A 24,678-nucleotide genomic window follows, 5' to 3' on the forward strand; every position below is an offset into this window, starting at 1 on the left:
GCAAGATAAATTTTGATGTTTAAAACGAATCTTTTATGATTTTTATAAGCGACAAAGCAAAAGAAAGGGTAATTAACCTTATGGAAGAAAAAAATCTTTCTCCTGCTGAATTTTTTTTACGGGTTAGCGTGCAAAGTGGCGGTTGCTCGGGTTTGAGCTATAAAATGGATTTTGAAAATGAATTGAAACCAAAAGACCAGGAGTTTGAAGATAAAGGAATTAAAATAGTTACAGATCTCAAAAGTTTTTTATACCTCGTGAATACTACTCTTGAATTTAGTGATGGGCTTAATGGAAAAGGTTTTTATTTTAATAACCCCAATGCCAGCCGCAGTTGTGCCTGTGGTGAGAGTTTTAGCGTATAAGTTTAGAATATAAATTAAATGAAAAAATCCCCGTTGCACAGGGATTTTTTTTATTTCGTTTTGGCAAAAATTCCAGTTCGTTTTGATACCAATATTTTTTAAAAAACATTGGAAAGATTGCTTTTCAAACAATAATAACAAAAAAACTTAATGGAAATTTTTGAATGAAAACAATAAAAAAATAATCAAGCAATACATTAACAATAAAGAGACAAACAAGTTTGTTAAAACGCTGCACTATTAACTTAAATTTCTGAAAATTTTTTTAATTTTTTTTTTGAAGGCACTTTTAGCCGGAAATATTAATTATTTTTCTTCGCTTATATTGCAGGTTTATAAGAATGATATCAATTGCTAAAAAGGAATTTTACCAGTTTTTCAGTAGCCTGACAGGGTATATTACTATTATTTTATTTTTATTGGTGAATGCTATCTATCTTTTTGTATTAAAGGATAGCAATATTTTTGATTTTGGGTATGCAACGCTCAGCTCATTTTTTGATTTGGCCCCCTGGGTATTTATCTTTTTAATTCCTGCCCTGGGCATGCGAAGCTTTGCTGATGAATTTAAATCGGGAACTTTTGAAACACTAAAGACCAGCCCGCTTACCAAATGGCAAATTGTTGGGGGGAAATATGTAGCAATACTTGCTGTCATCGTAATCGCTTTAATTCCTACTTTTTTATATATAATTACTATTCATTCTCTTTCCTCCTCCGGCGGAATTGATAGCGGCGCCATCACCGGCAGCTATATTGGTTTATTTTTCCTGGCATCAGTTTTTGCAGCCATTACGCTATGGTGCTCGGGCCTTACTTCTAATGCGGTTATCGCATTTTTATTGAGCGCATTTGCCTGCATCGTTTTATATTTTGGATTTAGCGCCATCAGTAAACTTCCTGTTTTTTCGGGAAACGCAGATTATTATATAGAAATGATTGGCATTGATTTTCATTACCAGAGTATAAGCCGCGGAGTGCTGGATACAAGAGATATCGTCTATTTTGTAAGCGTGATATTTTTATTTCTTTTTTCAACCCAGAAAATTTTAATTAAAAAATAAGCCGCCGATAATGAAACCTCTTACAAATAAAAAATGGTGGTGGCTTATCCTTATTATTGCTGTGGTTTTAATAAACTATATCGCCTCAGTTTTTCACGAGAGAATCGATCTGACCAATGAAAAACGCTTTTCCATTTCACAGCCTGTTAAGGCATTGCTGCGAACCATCAATCAAAAGATGGAGATTTATATTTTTTTAAGAGGCGATATTCCTGCCGGCTTTAAAAAATTATCTGTTTCTGCGCAGGAAACATTGCAGGAATTCCAGGAATATTCTAATGGGAACATTCATTATAAACTGATATCGGCAGATGAAAAAATTCCGGGAACGGAAAAATCCTTTGGCGATTCACTTGCCTCGCTCGGGCTTGTGCCCATCAATTTAAAAGTGCAGCTCAAAGAAGGAGAGCAATCGCAATATATTTATCCGGCAGCCTTAATCAGCTACCAGGGCAAATTGCAGCCTGTAAATTTATACCCAGGTTCCAATAAATTTATTACGGCTCCGGAACTTAACAGCGCCGAAGCATTGTTGGAATATAATTTCGCCAGCGGCATAGAAAAAATTTCAAATCCACAAAAGCCGCTGGTAGCTTATGCTGTAGGAAACGGCGAACCAATCGGCCCTGAAACATATGATTTGGTTGAAAATGTATTGAAGAAGAATTACCAACTTTTCATGATGGATTTGCAAAAAGAAGCGGTGATTCCGGATACATTTAAGCTGCTGCTAATCGTAAAGCCTTCTTTGTCTTTTTCTGAAGAAGAAAAATTAAAAATTGACCAGTATGTAATGCGCGGTGGAAAATTATTATTTTTTGTTGATCGCCTGAACGCTGAAGCAGATAGTCTTCAGTTAAAAAATGAAGTGATAGCTTACGACAGGAATTTAAATCTACAGGATTTGCTTTTTAAATATGGGACCCGGGTTAATCCTGATCTTTTAATGGATCTTCAATGCGACTTTTTACCCTTTAGTGTAAATGGGAAAGATCAATTTGAATTTTTACATTGGAATTATTTCCCTCTTTTTGAGTCGCCTCAAAATAGTGTAATCAATAAAAACCTTGGCCTGGTGGAAGGAAAATTTGTCAATACAATCGACACGGTAAGCGCGCCGGGTATTACGAAAACTATTTTATTAAAATCCTCTTCCAACTCACGGACGATTGAGACGCCTGCCCTTATCAGCGGCGCTGAAAACCGGAATGCACCGGAGGATGCCGCTTTTAATAAAAGTGGCTTAATAGCAGGTGTTTTGCTGGAAGGAAAGTTTTCTTCACTTTATAAAAACCGAATCAGCCGTCAGCAGATGGATTCTTTAAATTTATATGGAGTGCCTTTCCGCAGTGAAAATATTGAGAACAATAAAATGATAATTGTGGCCGATGGAGATATTGTGCTCAACGGTTCTTACAAAAATCAATTGTTGCCAATGGGCGTGAATCCTTACACTGTTGGCACCCAATACGAATACCAGTTTGCCAATCGCCAGTTTGTAATTAATTGTATGGAATATCTGGTGAACGATGCGGGCCTGGCCGAGGCCAAATCAAAAGATTACAAGCTGCGCCTGCTCGATCCTAAAAAAACAACTGAACAGCGCGGTTTGTGGGAATTGTTGAACATTGTGTTGCCTGTACTTCTTATTATAATTTTTGGTTTGGTTTACCAGGCAATACGAAAAAGAAAATATACGGTGTGAAGAATAGAAAATATTTCACAGTGAACAAACAAATAAATGCGTTTTTTATTTTGCTTTTTGTAAATCTCTGGTAAAGAAATCGTGAAGCAAAAATGCTTTGCTGCCAACAATTTTTGGCTCAATCACCATTTTCAGTTTTTTTTATTTCCGTACTTTACATTTTCTACCTTAAGTAAAAGACAACAGGAATTATGACAGCGACAGCATGGACTTATCTTATTTTCATCATTGTATTAGTGGTTGCTGTTGTTATAGACCTCGGGCTTTTCAGTAAAAAAGGAAAATCAATTTCAATAAAACAGGCCTTTTACCAAACAGCCTTTTGGGTTATATTAGGACTTTCGTTTTTCGTTTTTGTTTGGTTTGAAGATGGCCAGCAGGCAAGTCTCGAATATATCAGCGCCTATCTTATGGAATGGGGATTGAGCATCGATAATATTTTTGTGTTCATACTTATATTCGCGTATTTCAAAATTCCAGGCAGGCATATTAACCGTGTGCTGCTTTTGGGAATTCTAATAGCCATTGTGCTGCGCATTGTATTTATTACTATCGGCATCTCGCTCGTTATTAAATTTCATTGGATACTCTATATCTTCGGCGCTTTGCTGATTTATACAGGCATTAAAATGTTTGTGGTAGATTCTGAAGCTGAATTTGATCCCAAAGAAAATGCAGTTTATAAAGTACTTAATAAGGTTCTGCCGATTTCACATGATCACACGAGTGGAAAATTTACACAAAGAATAAATGGCAAAAAATATTACACGCTTCTTTTTGTGGTAATGGTAATGCTCGCCGCTACGGATCTTGTTTTTGCTTTCGATTCTATTCCGGCGGTGTTTGCAATAACTCAAAACAAAATGGTGATTTATACTTCAAATATTTTTGCAGTTTTGGGATTGCGATCACTGTTTTTTCTTTTAAAAAATTCTTTCGATAAGTTTAAATATTTAAAAGAAGGCATCGCAATCATTCTTATTTTTATCGGAACAAAAATGCTGATAGAATATTTCGGAATCAAATTGCATATTGCTGTTTCTCTTGCTGTCATTATCCTTTGCCTTGGCGGATCCGTTTTATTTTCTATTTATAAAAACAGACAAAAACATTGACAGCTTCAATTCATTATACCATCCAGGAAATTGCAAAAGTTTGTAAGGCAAAATGGATAAGCAAAAATGATTTGTTTTCTGTGCTTTCGTATGTTTCGCTTGATTCGCGAAAAATTTCCTATCCTTCCGAAACAGTTTTTTTTGCGGTCAAAAGCAAGTCGGGTGACGCAAATTTATTTTTAGAAAATGTTTTCCAAAAAGGCGTGCGCAACCTCGTAACGGATAACGAAAATATTGATCCAGCTAACTTTGCTGGTGCCAATATTCTCCTGGTAAAGAACGCGGTGAGTGCGCTACAACATTTGGCTGCCTTCCACCGCAGGCAATTTTCAAACGAAAACCTGGCTGTGATTGGATTGACGGGAAGTAACGGAAAAACAATCGTAAAAGAATGGCTCAATCAACTGTTGGAAAAAGACTACACTATTATAAGAAGCCCGAAAAGCTTTAACTCTCAGATAGGCGTCCCTCTGAGTGTTTTAAACATCAGCACGGCGGATAATCTTGCCATTTTTGAAGCGGGCATTTCCCAACCCGGAGAAATGAAAAATCTTGAGGAAATCATTAAACCGCAAATCGGGATTTTTACCAACATTGGCAATGCTCACGATGAAGGATTTAAAAATATTCAACAAAAGATCAGGGAAAAATTATTGCTTTTTAAAAATGCTGAATTCGTGGTTTTCCCATCGGGCGATCAGAGGCTTTTGAAGGAGATGCATTTTTTTCAGAAAAAAAATAATCAGATCCAGTTATTTTCATGGGGAACGAGCACTGATGATATTTTAAAAATCATCTCAATAAAAAAAACAAATTCTTTTTCGGAAATCGTCGCTGATTATAACGGAACAAAATTTCGAATTAAAATTCCTTTTACTGACGATGCTTCCATCGAAAATGCAATTAATTGCTGGTGTATGTTGTTCATTCTGAATAAAAACACGAAGGCGCTTCGGGAGCGCTTTTGGTCGCTTTACCCGATTGAGATGAGGCTCGAACTTAAATCAGGCATTAACCGGTGTCACTTAATTAATGACAGCTATAGCAACGATCTTAGCTCGCTCCGGATAGCGCTTGATTTTTTGGAACAACAAAAGCAACATCCGGGCCGCACGGTAATTCTTTCTGACATTATGCAATCTGGCATTAAGCCCGGCCAATTATACCAGGAAGTTGCTTCACTGCTGCAGCAAAAAAATGTAAACAAATTTATAGGAATTGGAAGGGATATTTTTTCTCATCAGCAAGCGTTTTCGGTAATAGCAAGCAGAAGCTTTTTTAAAACAACCGGTGATTTTTTAAAGAATATTTTTTTATCGTCGTTTCATGATGAAACCATTCTCATTAAAGGCGCACGCCAGTTTGGGTTTGAAAGAATCAGCCATCTTCTTGAGCAAAAGGTGCACCAGACAATACTCTCCATTAACCTGACGGCCATCGCTTATAATCTTAGACAATACAGGAACAGGCTAAAACCCACCACCAAAATGATGGTAATGGTAAAAGCTTTCGGCTATGGCAGCGGTAGTTATGAAATCGCTTCGGTGCTTGAATTTAATAAAGTGGATTACCTGGCCGTGGCCTATGCAGATGAAGGCATCGAATTAAGAAATGCCGGAATCACTTTGCCAATAATGGTGATGAACACTGATGAAAGCACGTTTGATGCGTTGATAAATTTCAATTTAGAACCTGAAATATTTTCGTTTGGTCTGCTGAATCAATTCTCAGATTTTTTAAAAAAGGCTGACATCGAAAAATATCCTGTTCATCTGAAAATTGATTCCGGAATGCACCGCCTGGGGTTTTTGGAAAATGAAATCGGGGCGCTTGCAGATTTCCTGAAACATAATCATTTTATCAAAATAAAAACCGTCTTTTCGCATTTTGCTGCCAGCGACGATCCGGCAGAAGATGCATTTACGATTGAGCAGTTTAACACGTTTACGAGGTGTTGCCGGGAGCTTGAAAAGTCTTTGGATTATCGTTTTGAGACACATATCGACAATACAGCGGGCATTAGCCGGCATCCTGAATTCCAGTTGGATATGGTTAGGCTCGGCATTGGCATTCATGGATTTGATTCAAGCCCGGAAATGCAAAGTAGCCTTAAAAATGTCTCTACTCTGGTAACCACAATTTCGCAGATAAAAACAATCAGGGCAGGCGAAACGGTTGGTTATGGACATAAGGTTAAAGTAAAAAATGACAGCGTGATAGCAGTGGCCGGAATTGGCTACGCCGATGGCTATTCACGAAGGTTTGGAAATGGCGTGGGTAAAATGATGATTAATAACTTGGCGGTTTCAACGATAGGAAATATTTGTATGGATATGACGATGCTGGATGTTACGGAAATAAAAGAAGTAAAAGAGGGCGAAGAAGTGCTGGTTTTTGGTGAATCGCTTTCATTAAAAACGCTGGCTGACTGGGCCGGAACTATACCATATGAAATCATGACCAGTATTTCGCAACGGGTTAAAAGGATTTATTATGAAGAATAAAAGAAAAATTAAAGCGCTATAAAATGTTGCATCTGAAAAAAAGGCATATTGTTTTTATCATCTGCGCAATTCTCATTGCAGACCAGGTATTAAAAATTTATATAAAAACCCATTTTCATCCCGGTGAATCAAGAACGGTGCTGGGCCACTGGTTTCAATTATATTTTATCGAAAATGAAGGAATGGCTTATGGCTGGCAATTTGGTGGAGGAATAGGAAAATTAGCGCTCACACTTTTCAGATTAGGAGCGGTGATATTTGGTATTTTTTATTTGAAAAAAATTATTGAACAAAAATTGCATCCGGGATATATCGTATTGGTTTCGCTGATTTTTGCAGGCGCTTTGGGAAACTTAATAGATAGCCTTTTCTACGGGATGATTTTTGATAAAAGCAGTTTTACATCAGATCAAATATCCGGAATTTTTACCGGCAAAGGCTATGGTACTTTTTTGCATGGCAATGTGGTAGACATGCTTTATTTCCCCCTTATCGACACACATTTCCCTACATGGTTTCCAATATGGGGCGGCAAACCCTTTTCATTTTTTAATTACATTTTCAATATTGCTGATGCTTCAGTATCCGTGGGCGTCATTGGAATTATCATTTTTCGCAGGCGTTTTTTCGGCGATGATTCAAAAAAAAATGAGCAGGAAGAACCGCTTCCATTGGCTAATAATTAACGTATCAGATCCGCCCTGAAGCTCAATTTTATTATCTTTGCCCACTAAAATTTCTGAGTGAAAAAGAGAACTGTTTTTCTGATAATCTTATTAATTGTTGCCGCCGACCAGGCTCTTAAAATTTACGTAAAAACACATTATCATCTTGGCGAATCTACTTTGGTAATGGGCCGCTGGTTCAGGATTTATTTTATCGAAAATGAAGGAATGGCCTATGGCTGGAAATTTGGCGGCGAGTTCGGAAAAATGGCCTTAACGCTGTTTCGCCTGGCGGCAGTCATCTTCGGCATTTTTTATATCAGAAAAATTATTGAAAGGAAATTCCATCCGGCTTTTATATTTTGCGTAGCCCTGGTATTTGCAGGAGCGCTGGGCAATTTAATTGACAGTATGTTTTATGGCTTAATATTCGAAGACAGCACTGCTTTTCCTTCTAACATTGCTCATATTTTCCCGGCTCATGGCTATGCAGGGTTTTTGCACGGCAAGGTGGTGGATATGTTGTATTTTCCGATTATTGATTCGCGCTTCCCTTCATGGTTTCCATTTTGGGGCGGCGAGCCATTTACTTTTTTTAGCCCGATTTTTAATATAGCAGATGCTTCCATTTCTGCGGGCATCATTGCAATCTTTGTATTTCAAAAGAAATTTTTTGGAAGCCCGAATCGCAATGCGGCCGTGAAAACAGAAAAATTAATCAATGAAGAAATACCCGTTTCTTAATTCCGTATTTCCTTATAATTTTATACCATGAAATTTGCTAAATATTTATTTTGGATGTTCGTAATTAGCCTGGCGGTTTCTTCCTGCGCAAAAGAATATAGTTCTGAAAAAACAAGGCCCGTGTTGGGAGGCTGGCAATTTACGAAGGGTGGCGTTAATTATTCCGGCTATCTTAATAATGTCTACAGCACCTCGGGCATTGGTTCGAATGTGATGTACATCCTCGGCACCTCTGCTAATGGTACCCAACAGTTCCAAATTAAGCTATTCGGCAGTTCCTTTCCTCCCGGAAATTATTCTACTTCAAAATTTGAAAGCAATTTCTCTTATTCATTGCCAAATAAAACAATCTATTATGCCAATGAATCTACCGGGGAGTTTATTGTGAATTTAATGGCTTCTGATTCTACCCATATTCAGGGAACATTCTCTGGGCTCGTTTATGATAGCACATCGAACCCGGTTCAAATTACCAATGGAAAATTTTCAACTTATTAATAAAGAGATTTTTTTTCAAAACCCCTGCCTGTAAAATATAAATCATTCAGATTTGTTCTTTTACTGCATTAATTGATTTTAACCAGTTTGTATTGAACCACAACGCCGTTAAATAAAGCTCTGAGGATATATAATCCCGGTGGTAAGCTACTTACATCATCAATGGATATGTTTGAATTTCCTTTGTTCAATGTCATGGTTTTCTTTTTTACAATGTGACCATACATGTCGCAAAGATTAAATTCAATATTCCCCTGGGAAGGAACAAAAACATCCATTTTTACGGAATTGCTAAAAGGATTGACGGTAAAAATTTTGAAAGGAGTATTCTTATTGAACAATGAAATGATCTTTGAATATTTTATTTCATTGTTGGTGGAACTTAGAAGTTTTAACCGGTAATAAGCGGTATTAAAAATTTCATCAGGGTCATTAAAATTATAATTTTTGTTGCCGGTTCCATTCTTTGCTGTCTCTTCGCCAATATCAGCAAAATGAATTCCATCTGAACTTTTTTGAACAATGTATTTTTGTAGCTCGCCTTCATTTTGAGCAGACCATTGAAGTGCGGTTTTGTTGTTGGAAAGTGACCCGTAGAAATTTAAGATAGTTACATCGAGCAAAGGGCACGCCGTGCTGTACACCTTCAGGAAGATTCGCTGGCTCTTATCCACGGCGCATTTGTCATCATTTAAGTTGTCTGACGTGGTAGCTACTTTTACCCTGAAATACGTGCCGCTATCCGCTTTAGCGGGTTTGATCACCGTATCCACATAATACACAAATAAACCATTTATTAATGCTGGTGTTCTTGTTCCTCCTGAGTTGGCCGGTATCCAATTTATGCCGTCATTACTGGTTTCCCACCGGTAATGAGTATAATTATTAAAGTAGCTTTTTACCGTATCGCTTAAGGTAATCGGCCATCCGGCACAAGCTGATGCGGTGTCACTCGGATTCATGATCAGATTGGGATAGCAAGTCACCAATTTAATATCGTCCAATACCCAGTCATTACCGCCACCGCCGGCAGCATTATTCCTGATAGAAATGGTAAAACTGGTTTCATTCGGGCCGGTTTTATACATGAAGCCCCGTTTTTTCCAATTGCCATCCCAGGGAATATCGCCTGAAGTATAATAATCTATATCGTTCACAGCAAAAGTCAGGTTGGGCAAAACGCCCGGCTGATTCGTGGACTTGCTGTCAGCGTCAATGCCGCAATAGCCACAAATATTACGTACCCAGGCGGAGAACTCGTAATTCGTATTCGGACAAAGGCCTGAAATGGTTTGCCTGAATGCTTCGCCTGTTGAAAATGCAGCATTGACAACGAGCATGTAGCCGCCTGTTGCGTTTTTGGCGGTTGGTGCGTTTCCGGCATTCAGATTGGTTGAGCCTGTATGATCTCCGATGATATCCCACACGCCAAAAACACGGTCAGAATTTCCTGTAGGCGGCCCCGTATTTACCGTTTTTTGAGTAGGGCTTGTATTATTAGCGATTGAATAATTGCCATCCTGGGGCTGATTGGCAGAAAAAGTAACTTTGTTGTAACCGGGAACTATTGCCGGTGTCGCTCTATCCTGTATGTTTCCGCTACCAAACGAACTATCTGCTGTAAAGCTGGCGCTTGAAAAATTTTCACAAAGGCCTGAGTTTTTAATGACCTTAATTCCGGGATATGCAAAATGGTAGGATCTTAGAGCACCGGATGTATCAAAATAATAATTACCGGTAAGATAAAGCGTATCTCCAAAATTAGCGGTCACCTCAAGCTGGTACGCAACCATTAATAATGTTCCGCCATAAAATTTGGGCTTATAGGTTCCCGGTACTATACTTCCTCCACCTGAAGTTGAAGTCAGGTTTGATCCGCTTTTGGCTTTGCCTGGATTCGCGCCTATATTTACACGCACCCTGGAAACACCACCGTACGAACCATCGTAAACGCCTTCATCATCATTGGAGCCATCAGTATATGGACCGTAGTAGGTGAGGCCTTCGTTGGTTACTATTTTTAAAGAACCACTTACGAACTTTGCTCCATCGCGAATGGTATCAATATAATATACGTTGTTCGCTGTTTTGGTCTTCACCAGCATTAGCGCATGCACCTCGATAATATCCCCTTTTTCCAAAGTGCCGCCACCGTTATTCCGGGTGAGGTTTTCGTAACTATAGCTCATTGTCACTGCCTGGCCTTTTGTTGATTCAGGCAAAGCAAACAGCATTAAAGCAACAGTGAACAAACAAAAAGCCTGAAATGCTTCTGCATTTCTGAACCACCATGCCACCGAGGGAACAACTTGAATATGCGTTTGAGAAGGAGTAAAATTATTTCCCATACAGAATTTTTTTCGTCCAATTGAAATTTTAAAGCCTCAATTAAGGATAACGATTTTAAGCTTGCTTTTATTTTGGACATGTAAACTACGCATGAGAAGAAGATATTTTTTTAGTACATGAATTCTAAATAATCATTTTCATCCGATGGCAAAAAGAGGTATGCTTCGTGCGATATGTCATCCCAAAACAATGCTTGCAAAGGAAGAATCCTGGAATTTAATTTTTCGGGAAGATTGGGGTGTTGGATATAAAACGTGATTTCATCATTTCTCCAATCCGGGTGTATATATTTTCAAACTATACAAGCTTACCTCGTCAATATTTATTCAGAAAAATTGGTGATTAGTTAAAAACTTTTTAGTAGTAAAGCAGGAAATAAAGCGAATTTTTTTTTCCGATGGTATTGGTGTCTTCTAAAAAGGAAGACTGCTATCAGTCATTGGTAGCAGTCTTCTTAATTTTTTATTTGGAAGGTAAAGTTCCTACCATATTTGCAGGATTTACCCATTCATCAAATTGTTCGGGGGTAACATATCCCAGCTTTACGGCCATTTCTTTTAAGGTAGTATTTTCTTTATGTGCCTTTTGTGCGATTTCTGCAGCTTTATAATACCCGATTTTGGTGTTCAGCGCGGTAACAAGCATTAAGGAATTGTCTACATGCTTTTTAATATTTTCTTTTATGGGTTCAATTCCTTTAGCGCAATTTTCATTAAAGCTGTTGCAACCGTCTCCAATCAGCCGGGCACTGTGAAGAAAATTATAGATGATCATGGGTTTAAACACGTTCAGTTCAAACTGGCCATTGGCGCCGCCTACGCTGATTGCCACATCATTGCCCATTACCTGCGCAGCAATCATGGTAACGGCCTCACACTGTGTAGGATTTACTTTTCCGGGCATAATGGAAGAACCGGGCTCATTTTCAGGAATGCTGATCTCCCCGATGCCGCTTCTTGGTCCTGAAGAAAGCATCCTGATATCGTTGGCAATTTTCATGAGGCTCACTGCAATGGTTTTTAACGCGCCATGTGCTTCTACAATAGCATCATGCGATGCCAGCGATTCGAATTTATTAGTTGCGGTGATAAAGGGAAGGCCTGTAAGTTCTGCAATTGTTTCTGCTACATTCACTGCATAATCCGGCGGTGTATTGATACCGGTGCCTACTGCCGTGCCACCCAGCGCCAACTCGCTCAGATGCGGCAAGGTGTTTTTAATGGCCTTAATGCCATGATCAAGTTGAGAAGCATACCCTGAAAATTCCTGACCGAGCGTTAGGGGAGTGGCATCCATAAAATGCGTGCGACCAATTTTGACGATATGCATAAAATCCTTTGATTTTTGGGAGAGCGTATCTTTCAGATTTTCCAAAGCAGGTATGGTAAGGTCGTGCAAAATTTTATACGCCGCAATGTGCATCGCCGTAGGAAAAGTGTCGTTGCTTGATTGCGATTTATTCACATCATCATTTGGATGCAACACTTTTTGTTTGTCAGAAAGGCTGCCACCATTCAGAACATGGCCACGATAGGCAATTACTTCGTTTACGTTCATATTACTCTGCGTGCCGCTTCCCGTCTGCCATACAACAAGAGGGAATTCTTTTTCTAATTTGCCTGTCAAAATTTCATCACAAACTTTACTGATTAAATCCAATTTTTCTTTTGGTAAAACGCCGGCATCAAAATTTGTGATGGCCGCGGCTTTTTTTAAATAAGCAAATGCACGAATAATTTCTTTGGGCATTTTATTGATGTCCTGCGCTATCTTAAAATTTTCAATGCTTCTTTCGGTTTGAGCGCCGTAATAGGCATCAACGGGCACCTTTACTTCCCCCATCGTATCTTTTTCTATTCTGTAATCCATAGTTTATTTCAATTAAAAGATTTATTGGTTCATGCAAATGTACCAATGAAAGAAGGAAAATGTGAAATAGTAAATCAGTGGTGAAATAGAATAAAAATACTTTTGACTAAAATGATTGCGGCAGCAAAGCAATAAATCAATGTATTTTTTTACCTGAAAAAGTCTTGTTATTTAAAACCGGCTTCCTTTTTTTAACTTCTGAAATACTTTAGCTTCTTTTTTAAAAATTTTCTTACGCTCTGATTCGGGCTACATGAATTTTACCTTCTTTCTGCACTTTCCAGATATCATATTTTTTTTGAAGGTCAAGCCAGAACCCAGCCTCTACGCCGAAGGCCTGTTCCAGTCTTACCGCCATTTCTGCTGTTATAGAAACTTGCTCATTTAGTATTGCGGAAAGGTGCTTTCGACTAACGCCAAGTCCCTGGGCGGCAACCGTAATTGTTAAATTCATTTCCTTTAAAATATCTTCCCGAAGAATTTCTCCGGGATGAACAGGCTTCATTCGACGATTCATTATATTAATTTTTAGTGATAATCCTGATAGTCTACCACATGAACATTTTCATGTTCAAAGCGGAAGGTAATTCGATAATTTCCAGTTACCCACACTGACCAATATCCCTTCAGTTTACCGGTAAGTTGATGTAATTTATATCCTGGAATCGCCTTCAAAGGAGCCAGTGTTGAAGCGGAATCTAATGCTTCCAGTATACGTCTTATTTTATCTACTTGTTCAGCGGGCAACCTTGAAGGATCATTTTTAAGCCAAAGTTGTTTTAATCCTTTATGAACAATTGAAACTATCATTTGCAAATATACATTGTAACCTGTAAGGTTACAAGTTATTTTTGAAACTTGAGTAAAATCAATTTCAAATTATTCATTTAAAAATCGGTTTTCTTTTTTCTAAAAAAGCAGTCGTTCCTTCCTTTTTGTCTTCACTCATAAACACTTCTCCGAACAATTTTGCTTCTTCTTGAAAACCTTCTTTTTTGAAATAAAAATTTACGGCTTCAATTACTTTGGCAATGGCGATGGGCGATTTTGAAAGAATGGTTTTTAATATTTCTCTTGTTTTGGAAATTAAATTTTCAGCAGATTCCACATAATTCACAAGGCCTAAGGATTTTGCTTCATCCGCAGTAATCATATTGCCGGTCATCATCAGTTCCATGGCTTTCCCCTTGCCTACCAACATAGTAAGGCGCTGTGTGCCGCCATAGCCGGGTATCAATCCTAGATTCACTTCCGGCTGGCCGAATTTTGCATTAGGGCTTGCCAACCTGAAATGGCATGACATTGCTAATTCACAGCCGCCACCCAGCGCAAAACCGTTGACTGCGGCAATTACAGGCTTAGGGCAATTTTCTATTTTAAAAAAAATATCCTGTCCTTTCTTTGATAACATAGCGCCTTCTGAATCGGGAACTGAAACGAATTCAGAAATATCAGCGCCGGCAACAAAAGCTTTTTCTCCGGCGCCCGTAATGATAACTGCTTTTATATTTTTATCACTGTAAGCCTGGTCCATCGCAGCATCCACCTCATCCAGCACGGTTTGATTTAATGCATTTAACTTATCAGGCCGGTTGATGGTAAGTGTGAGGATGTTTTCCTCCAGGTCAGTTTTTATGGTTGTAAAATTCATATCAAATTTTTTTTTTTGAACATCCGCCAGGACGTTACGTTCATTTATAGCTGTGAATCTTCCAGTTTACGATGCCTTGCAAAGGATCATCTTCCAACAAATATTTTCCATTTTTTTCTGCTACAGAAAGTGCCCGTAAAATGTTATCCGAAGGAAGGCAGACATAACCTGTGGATTGAGTTTTTCCTGAATTAAAAACTAACAGCTCTATATTTTTCCAGTCAATATCTTTGGTGGATTGTGCCAGTTTCACTTTCGGAATCACAGCGCCATCCCGCACCAAAATTACCGCCGGGATTTTGCCACCTTTTATGTGATGCCATCCTCCGTTATACACTTCACCACTTTGATAATTGATCCAGCTGCCTTTGGGTAAATAAACATCTCTTTCATAAGTGCTGTCCTGGAAAAACGGCGCTACCAAAATATCGGAACCAAATAAATATTCATTTTCTATTAACCATGAACCGGCATCTTTCGGATATTCTACAAACAAAGCACGAACCATTGGTAATCCAAGTTCAGTACATTGTTTGGCCTGTGCATACACGTAAGGCATCAGTTCATATTTCATGTTATCACTCAGGCGAAATTCATCCAGAAAAGTTTTTCCATAAGCCCACGGTTCTTTTGGCGGTGCGCCGTGCGCTCTTGTGTGAGAAGTAAGAAAACCAAACGGTGTCCATCGACGATATAAATCTTCAGGAGATTTCAAAACAAATCCCCCGATGTCGTGGCTCCAGAACGCAAATCCGGATAAACCAAATGACAATCCGCCACGCAAAGTTGCGAGCATAGCAGAAGAAGTATTTTCTGCATCGCCGCCCCAATGGATTGGGTAGCGCTGGCTTCCCGCCCATGCTGAACGCGCCCAGATAATATTTTCACCGGTTACTTTTTTGGTAATGTCCGCAATCGCTTTATTATACCGCAACGGATACAAATTGTGTTCATAAAAGCCGGTTCTTCCTGATGCATACATTCCAAATTCGGGTGCGGCTTCTCCAAAGTCGACTTTGATAGCTCCTACGCCCATTTTTAGCAAAGAATCAATATGCATCTGGTACCAATTTACTGCCTGCGGATTAGAAAAATCGACGATAGCATCATCATAAGGTAAATTGCCTTTCTCATCTTTTACATACAATCTTTTCTTCACAATCTCAGGGAACAAACGGTTTTTCGGAACAAAATAAGGAAGCTGCCACAATGAAATATGAAACCCATCTTTTCCTAAATCACTAATCATTTTCTTCGGGTCTTTAAACCGGTCTTTTGAAAACTGAAAATCCGAACGCCAGTCAGTTTGAAACCAACCAACATCCAAATGAATTACATCAGCCGGCACTTTATTTTCGCGCAGCTTGGCAGCTACATCTCTCACTTCTGCTTCAGACGAATAAGTAATGCGGCTCATCCAGAAACCAAAGCTCCACAAAGGCGGCATGGGCGATTTGCCGGTGATGTTAGTGTATTCATTTAAAATTTCTTTTGGATCACCAAGGAAAATAAATAAGTCTAACTGGTCGTCGCCGATCATCAAAGTGTTTACGCCATTATAGGCCTGGCCAAAGTCGCACGTGATGGGTGTGCTGGTATGCATAAACATTCCATAACCATTGCTGCTCATAAAAAATGGGATGGGCTTATACATCTCGGGAGTTTGCACACCGTTTGCATCGAAAGTGCATAAAACAACCTTTTGCCCATGCTTGTTAAGTTGGGTAAAAGATTCTCCACAGCCAAAGATTTTTTCTTCCGGAGCAGCGGTAAATGAAGCGGCTATGCTTCTTGACATATCTGCAAACCTTTGCACAAAAGAGAAGGGCAGGATAGGAGTATAGCTGGCGCTGTTATCTTTTGCGTGAAAAGTTTCTGTAAGCAACTTTCCTTTTGCATCTCTTATCTCTATGTGCCACGGATGTTCACGAATAGTTACAGAACCGAAGGCGCTGGTGTAAACATATCCGCCTTCAATTTTCGTATACTTCCATGATTTATCGGTAGCAGGTTCCTTTACAAACATCAAAGTATCTTTCTCATCTTTTACTACAAGGCCGGTGTTCATTCTTAAACGAATTGTGCGCGGGGAAACGAACTGAATGCTGAAAGGAAGCACCGGATCCTGCTGGTATTCCGACGCAGGAAAAATATTGTTTTGATAAGGTTGCAAAGCCGCCAGCTCATTGTTAAATGCCATGCGGCGCACATAATGGTTCCGTTGCCATTCAACGTTGCCACTCATGGTATTTGGGTCGAATGAAGTAAGGCTGTCGGCGAGGAAATACGCATTTTTAAAATTGTGAAAATCAGGGCTGATGTCTATCGGCTGATTAACCAATTGGCTGGAGTGTGTTTGAGCCGCACCTTGGTTTACCACTGCAATTAAAAATAACAGGGATGAAAAAGTTTTGAATAAAAATTTTGCCACTATAAAAATTTTGTATTAGAAATCAAAATAGATGTTCAGCCTGAAAGATACAACAGCAATTGAAGTTTCAGCCTGGTTAGATTGCTGGTTTATTGTAAAGAAGATAAGGCATGCGTAATCCTGTTTATTGTTTCCTGCTGTCCAAGTACAGATGAGATTTCAAAAACACCCGGCCCGAATTTGCCGCCAACAAGCATCAGCCTGAATGCGCCCATTAATTCTCCGGGTTTTAATTTGGCCGCTGCCGCAAGTTCTTTAAAAGTATGTTCTACTTCGCCCGGTTCCCAGCTTTGTAATAATGAAAACAACCTTATCAATTCAACAAAAAACTGGTTTTTATTTTCGTTCCACTTTTGAAGGATAGATGCTGTGTCAATTTTCTGCGGGGCAATAAAAAAGAAACTTCCCTGCTCCACGAAATCATTTAACAACGTGCAACGGTCTTTGATGAGTTCGATTATTTTTTCAAATTTTTTTTCGTCTTCAATTGGGATGTTATGTTGTTCAAATATTTTTTTTACATCTTCTTTTAACCTGGCAACGCTGGATTTTTTTATCCATTCATGATTGAACCATTTGGCTTTTTCAAAATCAAATTTTGCGCCGTGTTCATGCACTCTGTCCATTGAAAACTTTTCTGTCATTTCTTCCAACGAAAATATTTCCTGCTCGGTACCGTCGTTCCAGCCTAACAGCGCGAGCATATTGATAAATGCTTCGTGCATAAATCCTAATTCCTTAAAGCCCTTCACCACACCGGCTTTGGGGTCGTTCCATTCCATGGCAAACACAGGAAAGCCCAGTCGTTCACCATCGCGTTTACTTAATTTGCCGTTGCCATCAGGTTTTAATATCAGGGGCAGATGCGCATATTGTGGCATGTCTTTTTCCCACCCAAAGTATTTCCATAACAGCACATGCACCGGGGCGCTAGGCAGCCATTCTTCGCCGCGGAATGCGTGTGTTATTTTCATTAAATAATCATCCACCACTACGGCTAAATGGTACGTTGGCATTCCATCTGCTTTCAATAAAACTTTATCATCCACGCCATCGGTTGGCATCTCAATATCGCCCCTGATCATGTCTTTAAAATGCACGTATTCATTTCGCGGCATTTTAATTCTTACCACATGCGGAAAATTTATTTTTAAAAGCGATTCAGTTTCTTCCTTGGGCAAAACCAGCGAATTGCGCATATTCAACCGGTTTTGATAATCATATTGCACATTGAATTTGCCTTGCGCTTTTAATTTCTCACGAAGCTTTTCTACTTCTTCCGGTGTATCAAAAGCATAATAGGCATGCCCTGATTTTACCAACTGGTCTGCATATTCTTTGTAAATATTTTTTCTTTCGCTTTGGCGGTAAGGCCCGTATTCACCGGGATGATGAGGCCCTTCATCGGGAAGAATATGGCACCACTTCAGGCAATTTATGATGTATTGTTCCGCTCCTTCAACATAGCGCGTTTGATCGGTATCTTCTATGCGAAGGATAAAATCGCCATTGTGCTGTTTGGCGAATAAATAATTGTATAACGCTGTGCGTACGCCTCCGAGGTGCAATCCGCCGGTAGGGCTTGGGGCAAATCTTACTCTTATTTTACTCATCCTGCAAAGATAATTGATTGGCTTAATCACATTCCGGACAGTAAAAGGACAAATCACATGGATTTGTATTCTGACTTAAAGTTTTTATAAACTGTACCGCAAACAAGGTTGCTTATCGCATGCCCGTATTTTTGTTTATTATATTTGTTCTTATCAATTGTTGATATATGAAATTATTTACGCTCTTATTTTTATTCCTTTCTTCTTCCGTTTTAGCACAGCCTAATCTCAATGATACGCTACCGGTTGACCCACACGTGAAAATCGGGAAGCTGAGTAACGGACTCACCTATTACATCCGCCAAAATGAAAAGCCTGACCAGAAAGTGGAATTGCGCCTTGTGGTAAATGCGGGCTCTATTCTTGAAAACGATAATCAGCAAGGCCTCGCGCATTTGAGCGAACACATGGCTTTTAACGGAACCAAAAATTTCAGGAAGAATGAAATCATTTCTTTTCTTCAATCTATCGGGGTGGGATTTGGAAGTGATTTGAATGCGTACACAAGTTTTGATGAAACAGTTTATATTCTTCCCATACCCACTGACAAGCCCGGCAATATTGAAAAGGGTTTCCAGATATTAGACGACTGGGCGCATAATGTTACGGATAACGATTCGGATATTGATGGCGAACGTCCGATTGTTTTGGAAGAAAGCCGTTTAGGAAAAGGCGCACAGGACAGGATTGACCGAAAAATTTTTCCATTGCTATTTGCCGGTTCACTATATGCAAAGCGGCTTCCCATCGGCATTGACAGTATAGTTGAGCATGCGCCTTACGAGGCGCTCAGAAGTTTTTATAAAGATTGGTACCGGCCAAATTTAATGGCAGTGATTGTTGTGGGTGATATTGAGCCTTCCAGGGCAGAAGCGCTGGTTAAAAAATATTTTGGCCCGAATACAAATCCTCAAAATGAAAGAGCAAGAATTCATCCCGAGGTGCCGCCTTATAAAAAAAGTGTAGCTGAAGTGATTACCGATAAAGAAGCGACAAGCTACATGTACAGGGTATATTATTCGCCATACAAGATTAAACCTGTTGTTACATTAGGCGATTATAAGAATGAATTGATAAAGAATATTTTTTCTGATTTGCTCAATCAAAGATTGCGCGAACTTACCCAGAAAGAAAATCCTCCTTTCGTGTATGCTGCCTGTGGCTTCAACTCTGAAGCGCGGGGCTATGAATCTTTCACAGGATATATCGGCACAGGCAACAGCGATAGCCTCACAGGATTGAAAGCATTCGAGCAGGAAATTGCAAGAGTGAAAAAATTTGGCTTCACTGAAGAAGAGCTTAAACGGTCCAAAGCAGATATGCTCAATTATATTGAAAGAGCATTCAATGAAAAAAACAAAACTGAATCGGCGAATTATGCAGAAGAATACATTCGTAACTTTTTAACCAAAGAACCCATTCCCGGCATTACAAACGAATTAAAATATTATAAAGAATTATTACCGGGCATTACGGTGAATGATGTAAATGCAGTAATCAACATACTCAGCCAAAACTCAAATAAATTTATTGCCCTTTCAGGGCCGCAAACCAAAGACAGCAGCAGCCTTCCGACTGATGCTGAAATTCTTGCTGTTGCTGATGAAGTTCAAAAAATGGATTTAAAACCCTACGAAGAAAAAGCCGTGCAATCTTCTTTATTAACTGAAATTCCCAAAGCCGGAAAAATTGTAAATACAAAAGCGAATTCACTTTTAGGAACAACAGATTTTACATTGAGCAACGGCATCACAGTCACTTTTAAACATACTGATTTTAAAAATGACCAACTGCTGATGAGTGCAGTGAGGCCGGGTGGCAAAAACAATTATGGGCTTGCCGATAAATACAATGCTGAATACATGATGTCGGTAATAAGCAGCATGGGCGTTGGAAATTTTTCTCCACTTGATTTAAAAAAAGCGCTGAGCGGGAAAACAGTGAGTGTTCATCCGGCTATGTCCCAGGTAACAACCGGCTTTAGTGGAAGTAGCTCGATAAAAGATGCAGAAGCGATGATGCAATTGGTGTATCTCTATGCCACCGCACCCAGAACCGATACTGCCTTGTTCCGGTCATTTATTCAAAAAAACAAGGCCCAGCTTGCTTTTCTTAGCGCTAATCCGCAAGCGGTGTTTATTGATACTTTGTTCAAAGCTATGTACAATGATAATCCGCTGGCGCCTATAGCGGTTCCGAAACCGGGATATTTTGATGCATTGAATCTTGACAGAATTATGCAGATGTATAAAGAGAATTTTCAAAATGAATATGGCATGCATTTTACTTTTGTGGGAAGCATTTCTGCAGATTCGCTAAAGCCACTCCTCGAAAAATATATTGCCAGCCTGCCTTCCGTGAAGAAGGCATTTAATTACGTGGATAACAAAGTAAGAATCGCCAGCGGTGAAGTGAATGTGAATGTGTATAAAGGCAAAGAACCCAAGGCGATGATTTTCCGGGTGTATAGCGGCGAAATTCCTTATTCTGATGAACTCAATTTAAAAGCAGAAGCGATTAGTGAAATTTTAAATATTCGCATTGATGAAGAGTTGAGAGAAAAACTCAAGGCAATTTATGGCGGAGGTACACAGGTGCAGTTTGAAAAAATTCCTTATTCAAATTATTCTTTTTTCCTGACATTGCCCACAGGGCCGGAAAAAGTAGACACTCTGTTACGGGCTGCAACTGCGGAAATCCAGGATATTATAAAGAATGGCCCATCAAAGGAAAACCTTGACAAAGTGAAGAAACAGTGGGAAGAACAACACAAAGTGAACATTAAGGAAAACAATATTTGGCTTTCAGAATTGCAGCATTTCTATTTTCCGGGCGGTAACCCTGATTATTTTATACATTACGATAAATATGTGAATGCGTTAACGCCTAAAGATATACAGGAAGCCGCAAAATTATTATTGACTACGAAGAATGTCGTAACCGGAATTTTGAGGCCGGAAAAGGGAAATTGATTATTGAATTATTAAATTATTTAGATGATTTGCGAGGCTGCTGCTTGTGTTTTGCAACTTATAACTTATTACTTACAACTTATGACTTTATTTTTTTTATGAATATTGAAGAGCTGCGAAACTTTGCATTGTCGCTACAGGAGGTAGAAGAAAGTTTTCCCTTTGGCGAAGACACGCTGGTGTTCAAAACAAAGAATAAGATTTTCCTGTTGGTTTCTTTGTCTTCAGTGCCCTTGCAATTCAATGTAAAATGCAATCCTGACAGGGCTGTTGAATTGCGCGAACAATATTCATCCGTTTTACCGGGCTATCACATGAATAAAAAACATTGGAACACCATAATTGTAGATGGCGAAATACCGCGAAAAACATTGTGTGAGTTTATAAAAGATTCGCACCAGCTTGTGGCAGGCGTTTCTTCAAAAAAGAAAAAATGATTTGCAGCCTTCAACAAAATATAAATTCGTTTTAAAAGTTCGTTTACTATCTTTTTAAAAATTTCATAAATCAGGCTGCTGGCCTGTGATATACGGATTACTCTGCTTTTTTAATTTACTTTTGGCAACTAAAGTTTTTATTTTAAGCGCAGCATGAAATTATTAGACTGGTATATCATCAAAAAATTTTTTGTCACTTTTTTCTTTTGTCTCATCGCGCTAACTTTTATTGTTGTAATTGTCGATTTAAGTGAAAAAACCGATGATTTTGCAAAGACAGGCCTCTCTTATAAAGAAATTATCGTACAATATTATTTTGGTTTTCTTCCTCATATCGAGGCTATGCTTTTCCCGCTGTTCATCTTTATTTCAGTTATATTTTTTACTTCTTCCCTTGCTAATAAATCGGAGATAATCGCCATGTTAAGCACAGGCATCAGTTTTGGAAGATTGCTCAGGCCTTACATGTTGGCAGGTGCTATCTTTACCGCCTTTCTTTGGTGGGCCAACCAATATGCGCTTCCGCCGGCTAATGAAAAATGGGCGAATTTTAATGCGAAATATATAGATTACAATTATGGAGGTTATGTAAATACCTCCACCCTTAGCAACAAATATTTTAAGCTGGACTCTTTTTCGTATGCGGGTATCCGTTACTACGATACTACCAGCAAAACGGGAAGTAATTTTTTTATCCAGCGGTTTGACAAAACTAATCTTGTATACAACCTGAGAGCGCTGTCAATAAAGTGGGATACAGGAACCAATAAATGGATGCTGAACAATGTGGTGATCAGAAAGATAAATGGTTTGCATCAGACCATAATAGATTCGGCCACCATGCAAATGAATTTTAATTTTAAGCCCCGGGATTTGCGCAGAGATGATTACATGAAAGATAAAATGACAACGCCGGAATTAAACCACTTTATCCAACTAGAAAAAATGCGCGGCTCAGGCGATGTGAACGAACTGCTGCTTGAGAAAAATAACCGGAATGCCGTGCCTGTGTCAGTTTTTATCTTAACGATTATTGGCGCATGTGTTTCGTCCAAAAAAATAAGGGGCGGAAGCGGATTCCATCTTGCCATTGGATTTTTGATATGCGTCATTTATATTTTGGTAGGAAGGTTTGCTTCAGTTTTTGCGCTAAAAGGAAATTTTAGTCCGATAGTGGCTGCATGGTTGCCAAATGTGGTATTTGGCGGGCTTGCATGGTATTTATACAAGCGCGCATCCAGTTAAAAGAATGAGAATCGTTTGACGTTCAACATTTTCTTTTGTTAAAAACCTATCCGGGCGTTAACTTTATCGCACTTGAATTTTTTCAAAGAATAATAATTCCAATTAATTTTTATGCCTACGATTCAAAATAAATTTAAAGACAAGGCAGATATTGTTTCTGCAGAAGTAAAAGACATTGTAAAAAATCACGGAGACAGGATTATTGGTGAGGTGAAATTATCACAGATTTACCAGGGAATGCGTGGCATTACCGGGCTTGTTACCGAAACATCGTTGCTTGATTCCTATGATGGAATCCGGTTTAGAGGCTATTCAATTCCGGAACTTAAAGAAAAGCTTCCAAAGGCCGAAGGCGGCTCAGAACCTTTGCCTGAAGGTATATTTTATCTGATGCTGGTAGGTGAATTGCCAACAGAAGAGGATGTTCAGAACATGAGTAATTTGTGGCAACGCCGCAGCCATGTTCCCAATTACGTACTCGATACAATTGAAGCATTGCCTGAAACTGCGCACCCCATGACCCAATTTGTTGTTGGGATAATGGCCCTTCAAACGGAAAGCCATTTTGCCAAAAAATATGCCGAGGGCATGAGCAAACAGGATTACTGGCTTCCCGTATTTGATGATGCAATGGATTTAATTGCCCGGCTGCCCCGCATTGCTGCGTATATTTATCGTCGTAAGTATAAGGGTGGAAAGCATATTCAGCCAAATGGTTTATTGGATTGGGCAGGAAACTTTGCGCACATGCTTGGCTACGAAGATGAAGGTTTTCATGAATTGATGCGGCTTTACATGACGATTCACTCCGACCATGAGGGCGGAAATGTTTCGGCTCATACTACTCACCTTGTGGGTTCTGCTTTAAGCGACCCATATCTTGCATTTGCCGCAGGAATGAACGGTTTAGCCGGCCCGCTGCACGGCCTTGCCAACCAGGAAGTCATCAAATGGATTTTTGAAATGCAAAAAGAAATTGGCAGTGATCTTCCCAATAAGGAGCAGATAGAAGCTTATGTGAGAAAAACCTTATCTGAGGGAAAGGTGGTTCCGGGTTACGGGCATGCAGTTTTGAGAAAAACGGATCCGCGGTTTGAAGCACAGATGCAATTTGGAAAGAAACATATGCCGGATGATAAATTGGTGCAAACCGTTTGGAATATTTATGAAACAGTGCCGCCTATTTTACAATCCATCGCCAAAATAAAGAATCCATGGCCGAATGTGGATGCACACAGCGGGGCTTTATTGGTGCATTATGGTATGGTAGAATATGAATTTTATACAGTTCTCTTTGGTGTTGCAAGATCGCTCGGCGTATTGGCAAGTCTTTGCTGGGACAGGGCATTAGGGTATCCGCTCGAAAGGCCGAAATCGGTTTCCAACCGTTTGGTAAAAGCGTGGCTCGAGGGCAAAGAAGAAATCTGGGGCGATTAATAAAAAGAATTTTA

19 protein-coding genes are annotated in these 24,678 nt (G+C 39.2%); 12 read left to right on the plus strand and 7 right to left on the minus strand.

The window, feature by feature from the left end:
* Nucleotides 1–35: 35 nt before the first annotated feature.
* From EFY79_RS06750 to EFY79_RS06785, 8 genes are all read left to right on the plus strand, one after another.
* Nucleotides 36–365 (plus strand): HesB/IscA family protein, encoded by a 330-nt coding sequence (locus EFY79_RS06750; protein ID WP_123119917.1) that lies wholly within the window; start codon nucleotides 36–38, stop codon nucleotides 363–365.
* A 341-nt stretch (nucleotides 366–706) separates the two neighbouring features.
* Complete coding sequence (locus EFY79_RS06755) at nucleotides 707–1,429, plus strand: ABC transporter permease subunit (protein WP_123119918.1); 723 nt, start codon at nucleotides 707–709, stop codon at nucleotides 1,427–1,429.
* A 10-nt stretch (nucleotides 1,430–1,439) separates the two neighbouring features.
* Nucleotides 1,440–3,134, plus strand: a complete 1,695-nt coding sequence (gene gldG / locus EFY79_RS06760; protein WP_123119919.1) for a gliding motility-associated ABC transporter substrate-binding protein GldG — start codon at nucleotides 1,440–1,442, stop codon at nucleotides 3,132–3,134.
* 191 nt (nucleotides 3,135–3,325) lie between these two features.
* Nucleotides 3,326–4,249, plus strand: coding sequence for a TerC/Alx family metal homeostasis membrane protein (locus EFY79_RS06765; RefSeq protein WP_123119920.1), 924 nt, complete (start codon nucleotides 3,326–3,328; stop codon nucleotides 4,247–4,249).
* A complete protein-coding gene (locus EFY79_RS06770; protein ID WP_123119921.1) occupies nucleotides 4,246–6,753 on the plus strand; it encodes a bifunctional UDP-N-acetylmuramoyl-tripeptide:D-alanyl-D-alanine ligase/alanine racemase in 2,508 nt (835 codons plus the stop codon). Before EFY79_RS06765 ends, EFY79_RS06770 begins: the two co-directional genes overlap by 4 nt.
* Before the next feature lie 23 nt (nucleotides 6,754–6,776).
* Nucleotides 6,777–7,439 carry a lipoprotein signal peptidase gene (locus EFY79_RS06775; RefSeq protein WP_123119922.1) on the plus strand — a complete coding sequence of 221 codons (663 nt, stop codon included), beginning with the start codon at nucleotides 6,777–6,779 and terminating at the stop codon, nucleotides 7,437–7,439.
* A gap of 57 nt (nucleotides 7,440–7,496) precedes the next feature.
* Entirely contained in the window at nucleotides 7,497–8,162 is a 666-nt protein-coding gene (locus tag EFY79_RS06780) for a lipoprotein signal peptidase (RefSeq protein ID WP_123119923.1), read from the plus strand.
* A gap of 27 nt (nucleotides 8,163–8,189) precedes the next feature.
* Nucleotides 8,190–8,660: a hypothetical protein gene (locus EFY79_RS06785; protein WP_123119924.1), complete on the plus strand. Its 471-nt coding sequence runs from the start codon at nucleotides 8,190–8,192 to the stop codon at nucleotides 8,658–8,660.
* 68 nt (nucleotides 8,661–8,728) lie between these two features.
* Here EFY79_RS06785 and EFY79_RS06790 read toward each other — a convergent pair whose 3' ends face one another.
* The 7 genes from EFY79_RS06790 to gltX all read right to left on the minus strand — a co-directional run bounded on the left by EFY79_RS06790 (nucleotide 8,729) and on the right by gltX (nucleotide 18,573).
* Complete coding sequence (locus EFY79_RS06790) at nucleotides 8,729–11,008, minus strand: T9SS type A sorting domain-containing protein (protein WP_123119925.1); 2,280 nt, start codon at nucleotides 11,006–11,008, stop codon at nucleotides 8,729–8,731.
* A 463-nt stretch (nucleotides 11,009–11,471) separates the two neighbouring features.
* Nucleotides 11,472–12,878: a class II fumarate hydratase gene (fumC, locus tag EFY79_RS06795; RefSeq protein WP_123119926.1), complete on the minus strand. Its 1,407-nt coding sequence runs from the start codon at nucleotides 12,876–12,878 to the stop codon at nucleotides 11,472–11,474.
* A gap of 232 nt (nucleotides 12,879–13,110) precedes the next feature.
* Nucleotides 13,111–13,395, minus strand: a complete 285-nt coding sequence (locus EFY79_RS06800; RefSeq protein WP_199727471.1) for a HigA family addiction module antitoxin — start codon at nucleotides 13,393–13,395, stop codon at nucleotides 13,111–13,113.
* 11 nt (nucleotides 13,396–13,406) lie between these two features.
* On the minus strand, nucleotides 13,407–13,688 hold the full coding sequence (locus tag EFY79_RS06805) for a type II toxin-antitoxin system RelE/ParE family toxin (RefSeq protein WP_123119928.1): 282 nt from the start codon (nucleotides 13,686–13,688) through the stop codon (nucleotides 13,407–13,409).
* A 73-nt stretch (nucleotides 13,689–13,761) separates the two neighbouring features.
* The gene (locus EFY79_RS06810; RefSeq protein WP_123119929.1) at nucleotides 13,762–14,529 is read right to left on the minus strand and encodes an enoyl-CoA hydratase-related protein; all 768 of its coding nucleotides are present in this window, start codon (nucleotides 14,527–14,529) and stop codon (nucleotides 13,762–13,764) included.
* 40 nt (nucleotides 14,530–14,569) lie between these two features.
* A complete protein-coding gene (locus EFY79_RS06815) occupies nucleotides 14,570–16,960 on the minus strand; it encodes a glycoside hydrolase family 31 protein (RefSeq protein WP_199727472.1) in 2,391 nt (796 codons plus the stop codon).
* Nucleotides 16,961–17,049: 89 nt separating this feature from the next.
* The gene (gltX, locus tag EFY79_RS06820; RefSeq protein WP_123119931.1) at nucleotides 17,050–18,573 is read right to left on the minus strand and encodes a glutamate--tRNA ligase; all 1,524 of its coding nucleotides are present in this window, start codon (nucleotides 18,571–18,573) and stop codon (nucleotides 17,050–17,052) included.
* Between the two features lie 167 nt (nucleotides 18,574–18,740).
* Between gltX and EFY79_RS06825 the strand changes: the two genes are divergently transcribed.
* From EFY79_RS06825 to EFY79_RS06840, 4 genes are all read left to right on the plus strand, one after another.
* Nucleotides 18,741–21,545, plus strand: a complete 2,805-nt coding sequence (locus EFY79_RS06825) for a M16 family metallopeptidase (RefSeq protein WP_123119932.1) — start codon at nucleotides 18,741–18,743, stop codon at nucleotides 21,543–21,545.
* Nucleotides 21,546–21,643: 98 nt separating this feature from the next.
* Nucleotides 21,644–21,982, plus strand: a complete 339-nt coding sequence (locus EFY79_RS06830; RefSeq protein WP_123120060.1) for an MmcQ/YjbR family DNA-binding protein — start codon at nucleotides 21,644–21,646, stop codon at nucleotides 21,980–21,982.
* Between the two features lie 153 nt (nucleotides 21,983–22,135).
* Complete coding sequence (locus EFY79_RS06835; protein WP_123119933.1) at nucleotides 22,136–23,227, plus strand: LptF/LptG family permease; 1,092 nt, start codon at nucleotides 22,136–22,138, stop codon at nucleotides 23,225–23,227.
* Nucleotides 23,228–23,338: 111 nt separating this feature from the next.
* A complete protein-coding gene (locus EFY79_RS06840; protein ID WP_123119934.1) occupies nucleotides 23,339–24,664 on the plus strand; it encodes a citrate (Si)-synthase, eukaryotic in 1,326 nt (441 codons plus the stop codon).
* The last annotated feature ends 14 nt before the right edge of the window (nucleotides 24,665–24,678 follow it).

This window comes from Hanamia caeni, from assembly GCF_003721595.1.
Classification (GTDB): Bacteria; Bacteroidota; Bacteroidia; order Chitinophagales; family Chitinophagaceae; genus Ginsengibacter; species Ginsengibacter caeni.

Excerpts from the sequence above, each read along its gene's own strand:
- EFY79_RS06750 (WP_123119917.1), top strand. The coding sequence starts at position 36 with ATGATTTTTATAAGCGACAAAGCAAAAGAAAGGGTAATTAACCTTATG.
- EFY79_RS06755 (WP_123119918.1), top strand. The coding sequence starts at position 707 with ATGATATCAATTGCTAAAAAGGAATTTTACCAGTTTTTCAGTAGCCTG.
- gldG (WP_123119919.1), top strand. The coding sequence starts at position 1,440 with ATGAAACCTCTTACAAATAAAAAATGGTGGTGGCTTATCCTTATTATT.
- EFY79_RS06765 (WP_123119920.1), top strand. The coding sequence starts at position 3,326 with ATGACAGCGACAGCATGGACTTATCTTATTTTCATCATTGTATTAGTG.
- EFY79_RS06775 (WP_123119922.1), top strand. The coding sequence starts at position 6,777 with ATGTTGCATCTGAAAAAAAGGCATATTGTTTTTATCATCTGCGCAATT.
- EFY79_RS06785 (WP_123119924.1), top strand. The coding sequence starts at position 8,190 with ATGAAATTTGCTAAATATTTATTTTGGATGTTCGTAATTAGCCTGGCG.
- EFY79_RS06790 (WP_123119925.1), bottom strand. The coding sequence starts at position 11,008 with ATGGGAAATAATTTTACTCCTTCTCAAACGCATATTCAAGTTGTTCCC.
- fumC (WP_123119926.1), bottom strand. The coding sequence starts at position 12,878 with ATGGATTACAGAATAGAAAAAGATACGATGGGGGAAGTAAAGGTGCCC.
- EFY79_RS06800 (WP_199727471.1), bottom strand. The coding sequence starts at position 13,395 with ATGAATCGTCGAATGAAGCCTGTTCATCCCGGAGAAATTCTTCGGGAA.
- EFY79_RS06805 (WP_123119928.1), bottom strand. The coding sequence starts at position 13,688 with ATGATAGTTTCAATTGTTCATAAAGGATTAAAACAACTTTGGCTTAAA.
- EFY79_RS06810 (WP_123119929.1), bottom strand. The coding sequence starts at position 14,529 with ATGAATTTTACAACCATAAAAACTGACCTGGAGGAAAACATCCTCACA.
- gltX (WP_123119931.1), bottom strand. The coding sequence starts at position 18,573 with ATGAGTAAAATAAGAGTAAGATTTGCCCCAAGCCCTACCGGCGGATTG.
- EFY79_RS06825 (WP_123119932.1), top strand. The coding sequence starts at position 18,741 with ATGAAATTATTTACGCTCTTATTTTTATTCCTTTCTTCTTCCGTTTTA.
- EFY79_RS06830 (WP_123120060.1), top strand. The coding sequence starts at position 21,644 with ATGAATATTGAAGAGCTGCGAAACTTTGCATTGTCGCTACAGGAGGTA.
- EFY79_RS06835 (WP_123119933.1), top strand. The coding sequence starts at position 22,136 with ATGAAATTATTAGACTGGTATATCATCAAAAAATTTTTTGTCACTTTT.
- EFY79_RS06840 (WP_123119934.1), top strand. The coding sequence starts at position 23,339 with ATGCCTACGATTCAAAATAAATTTAAAGACAAGGCAGATATTGTTTCT.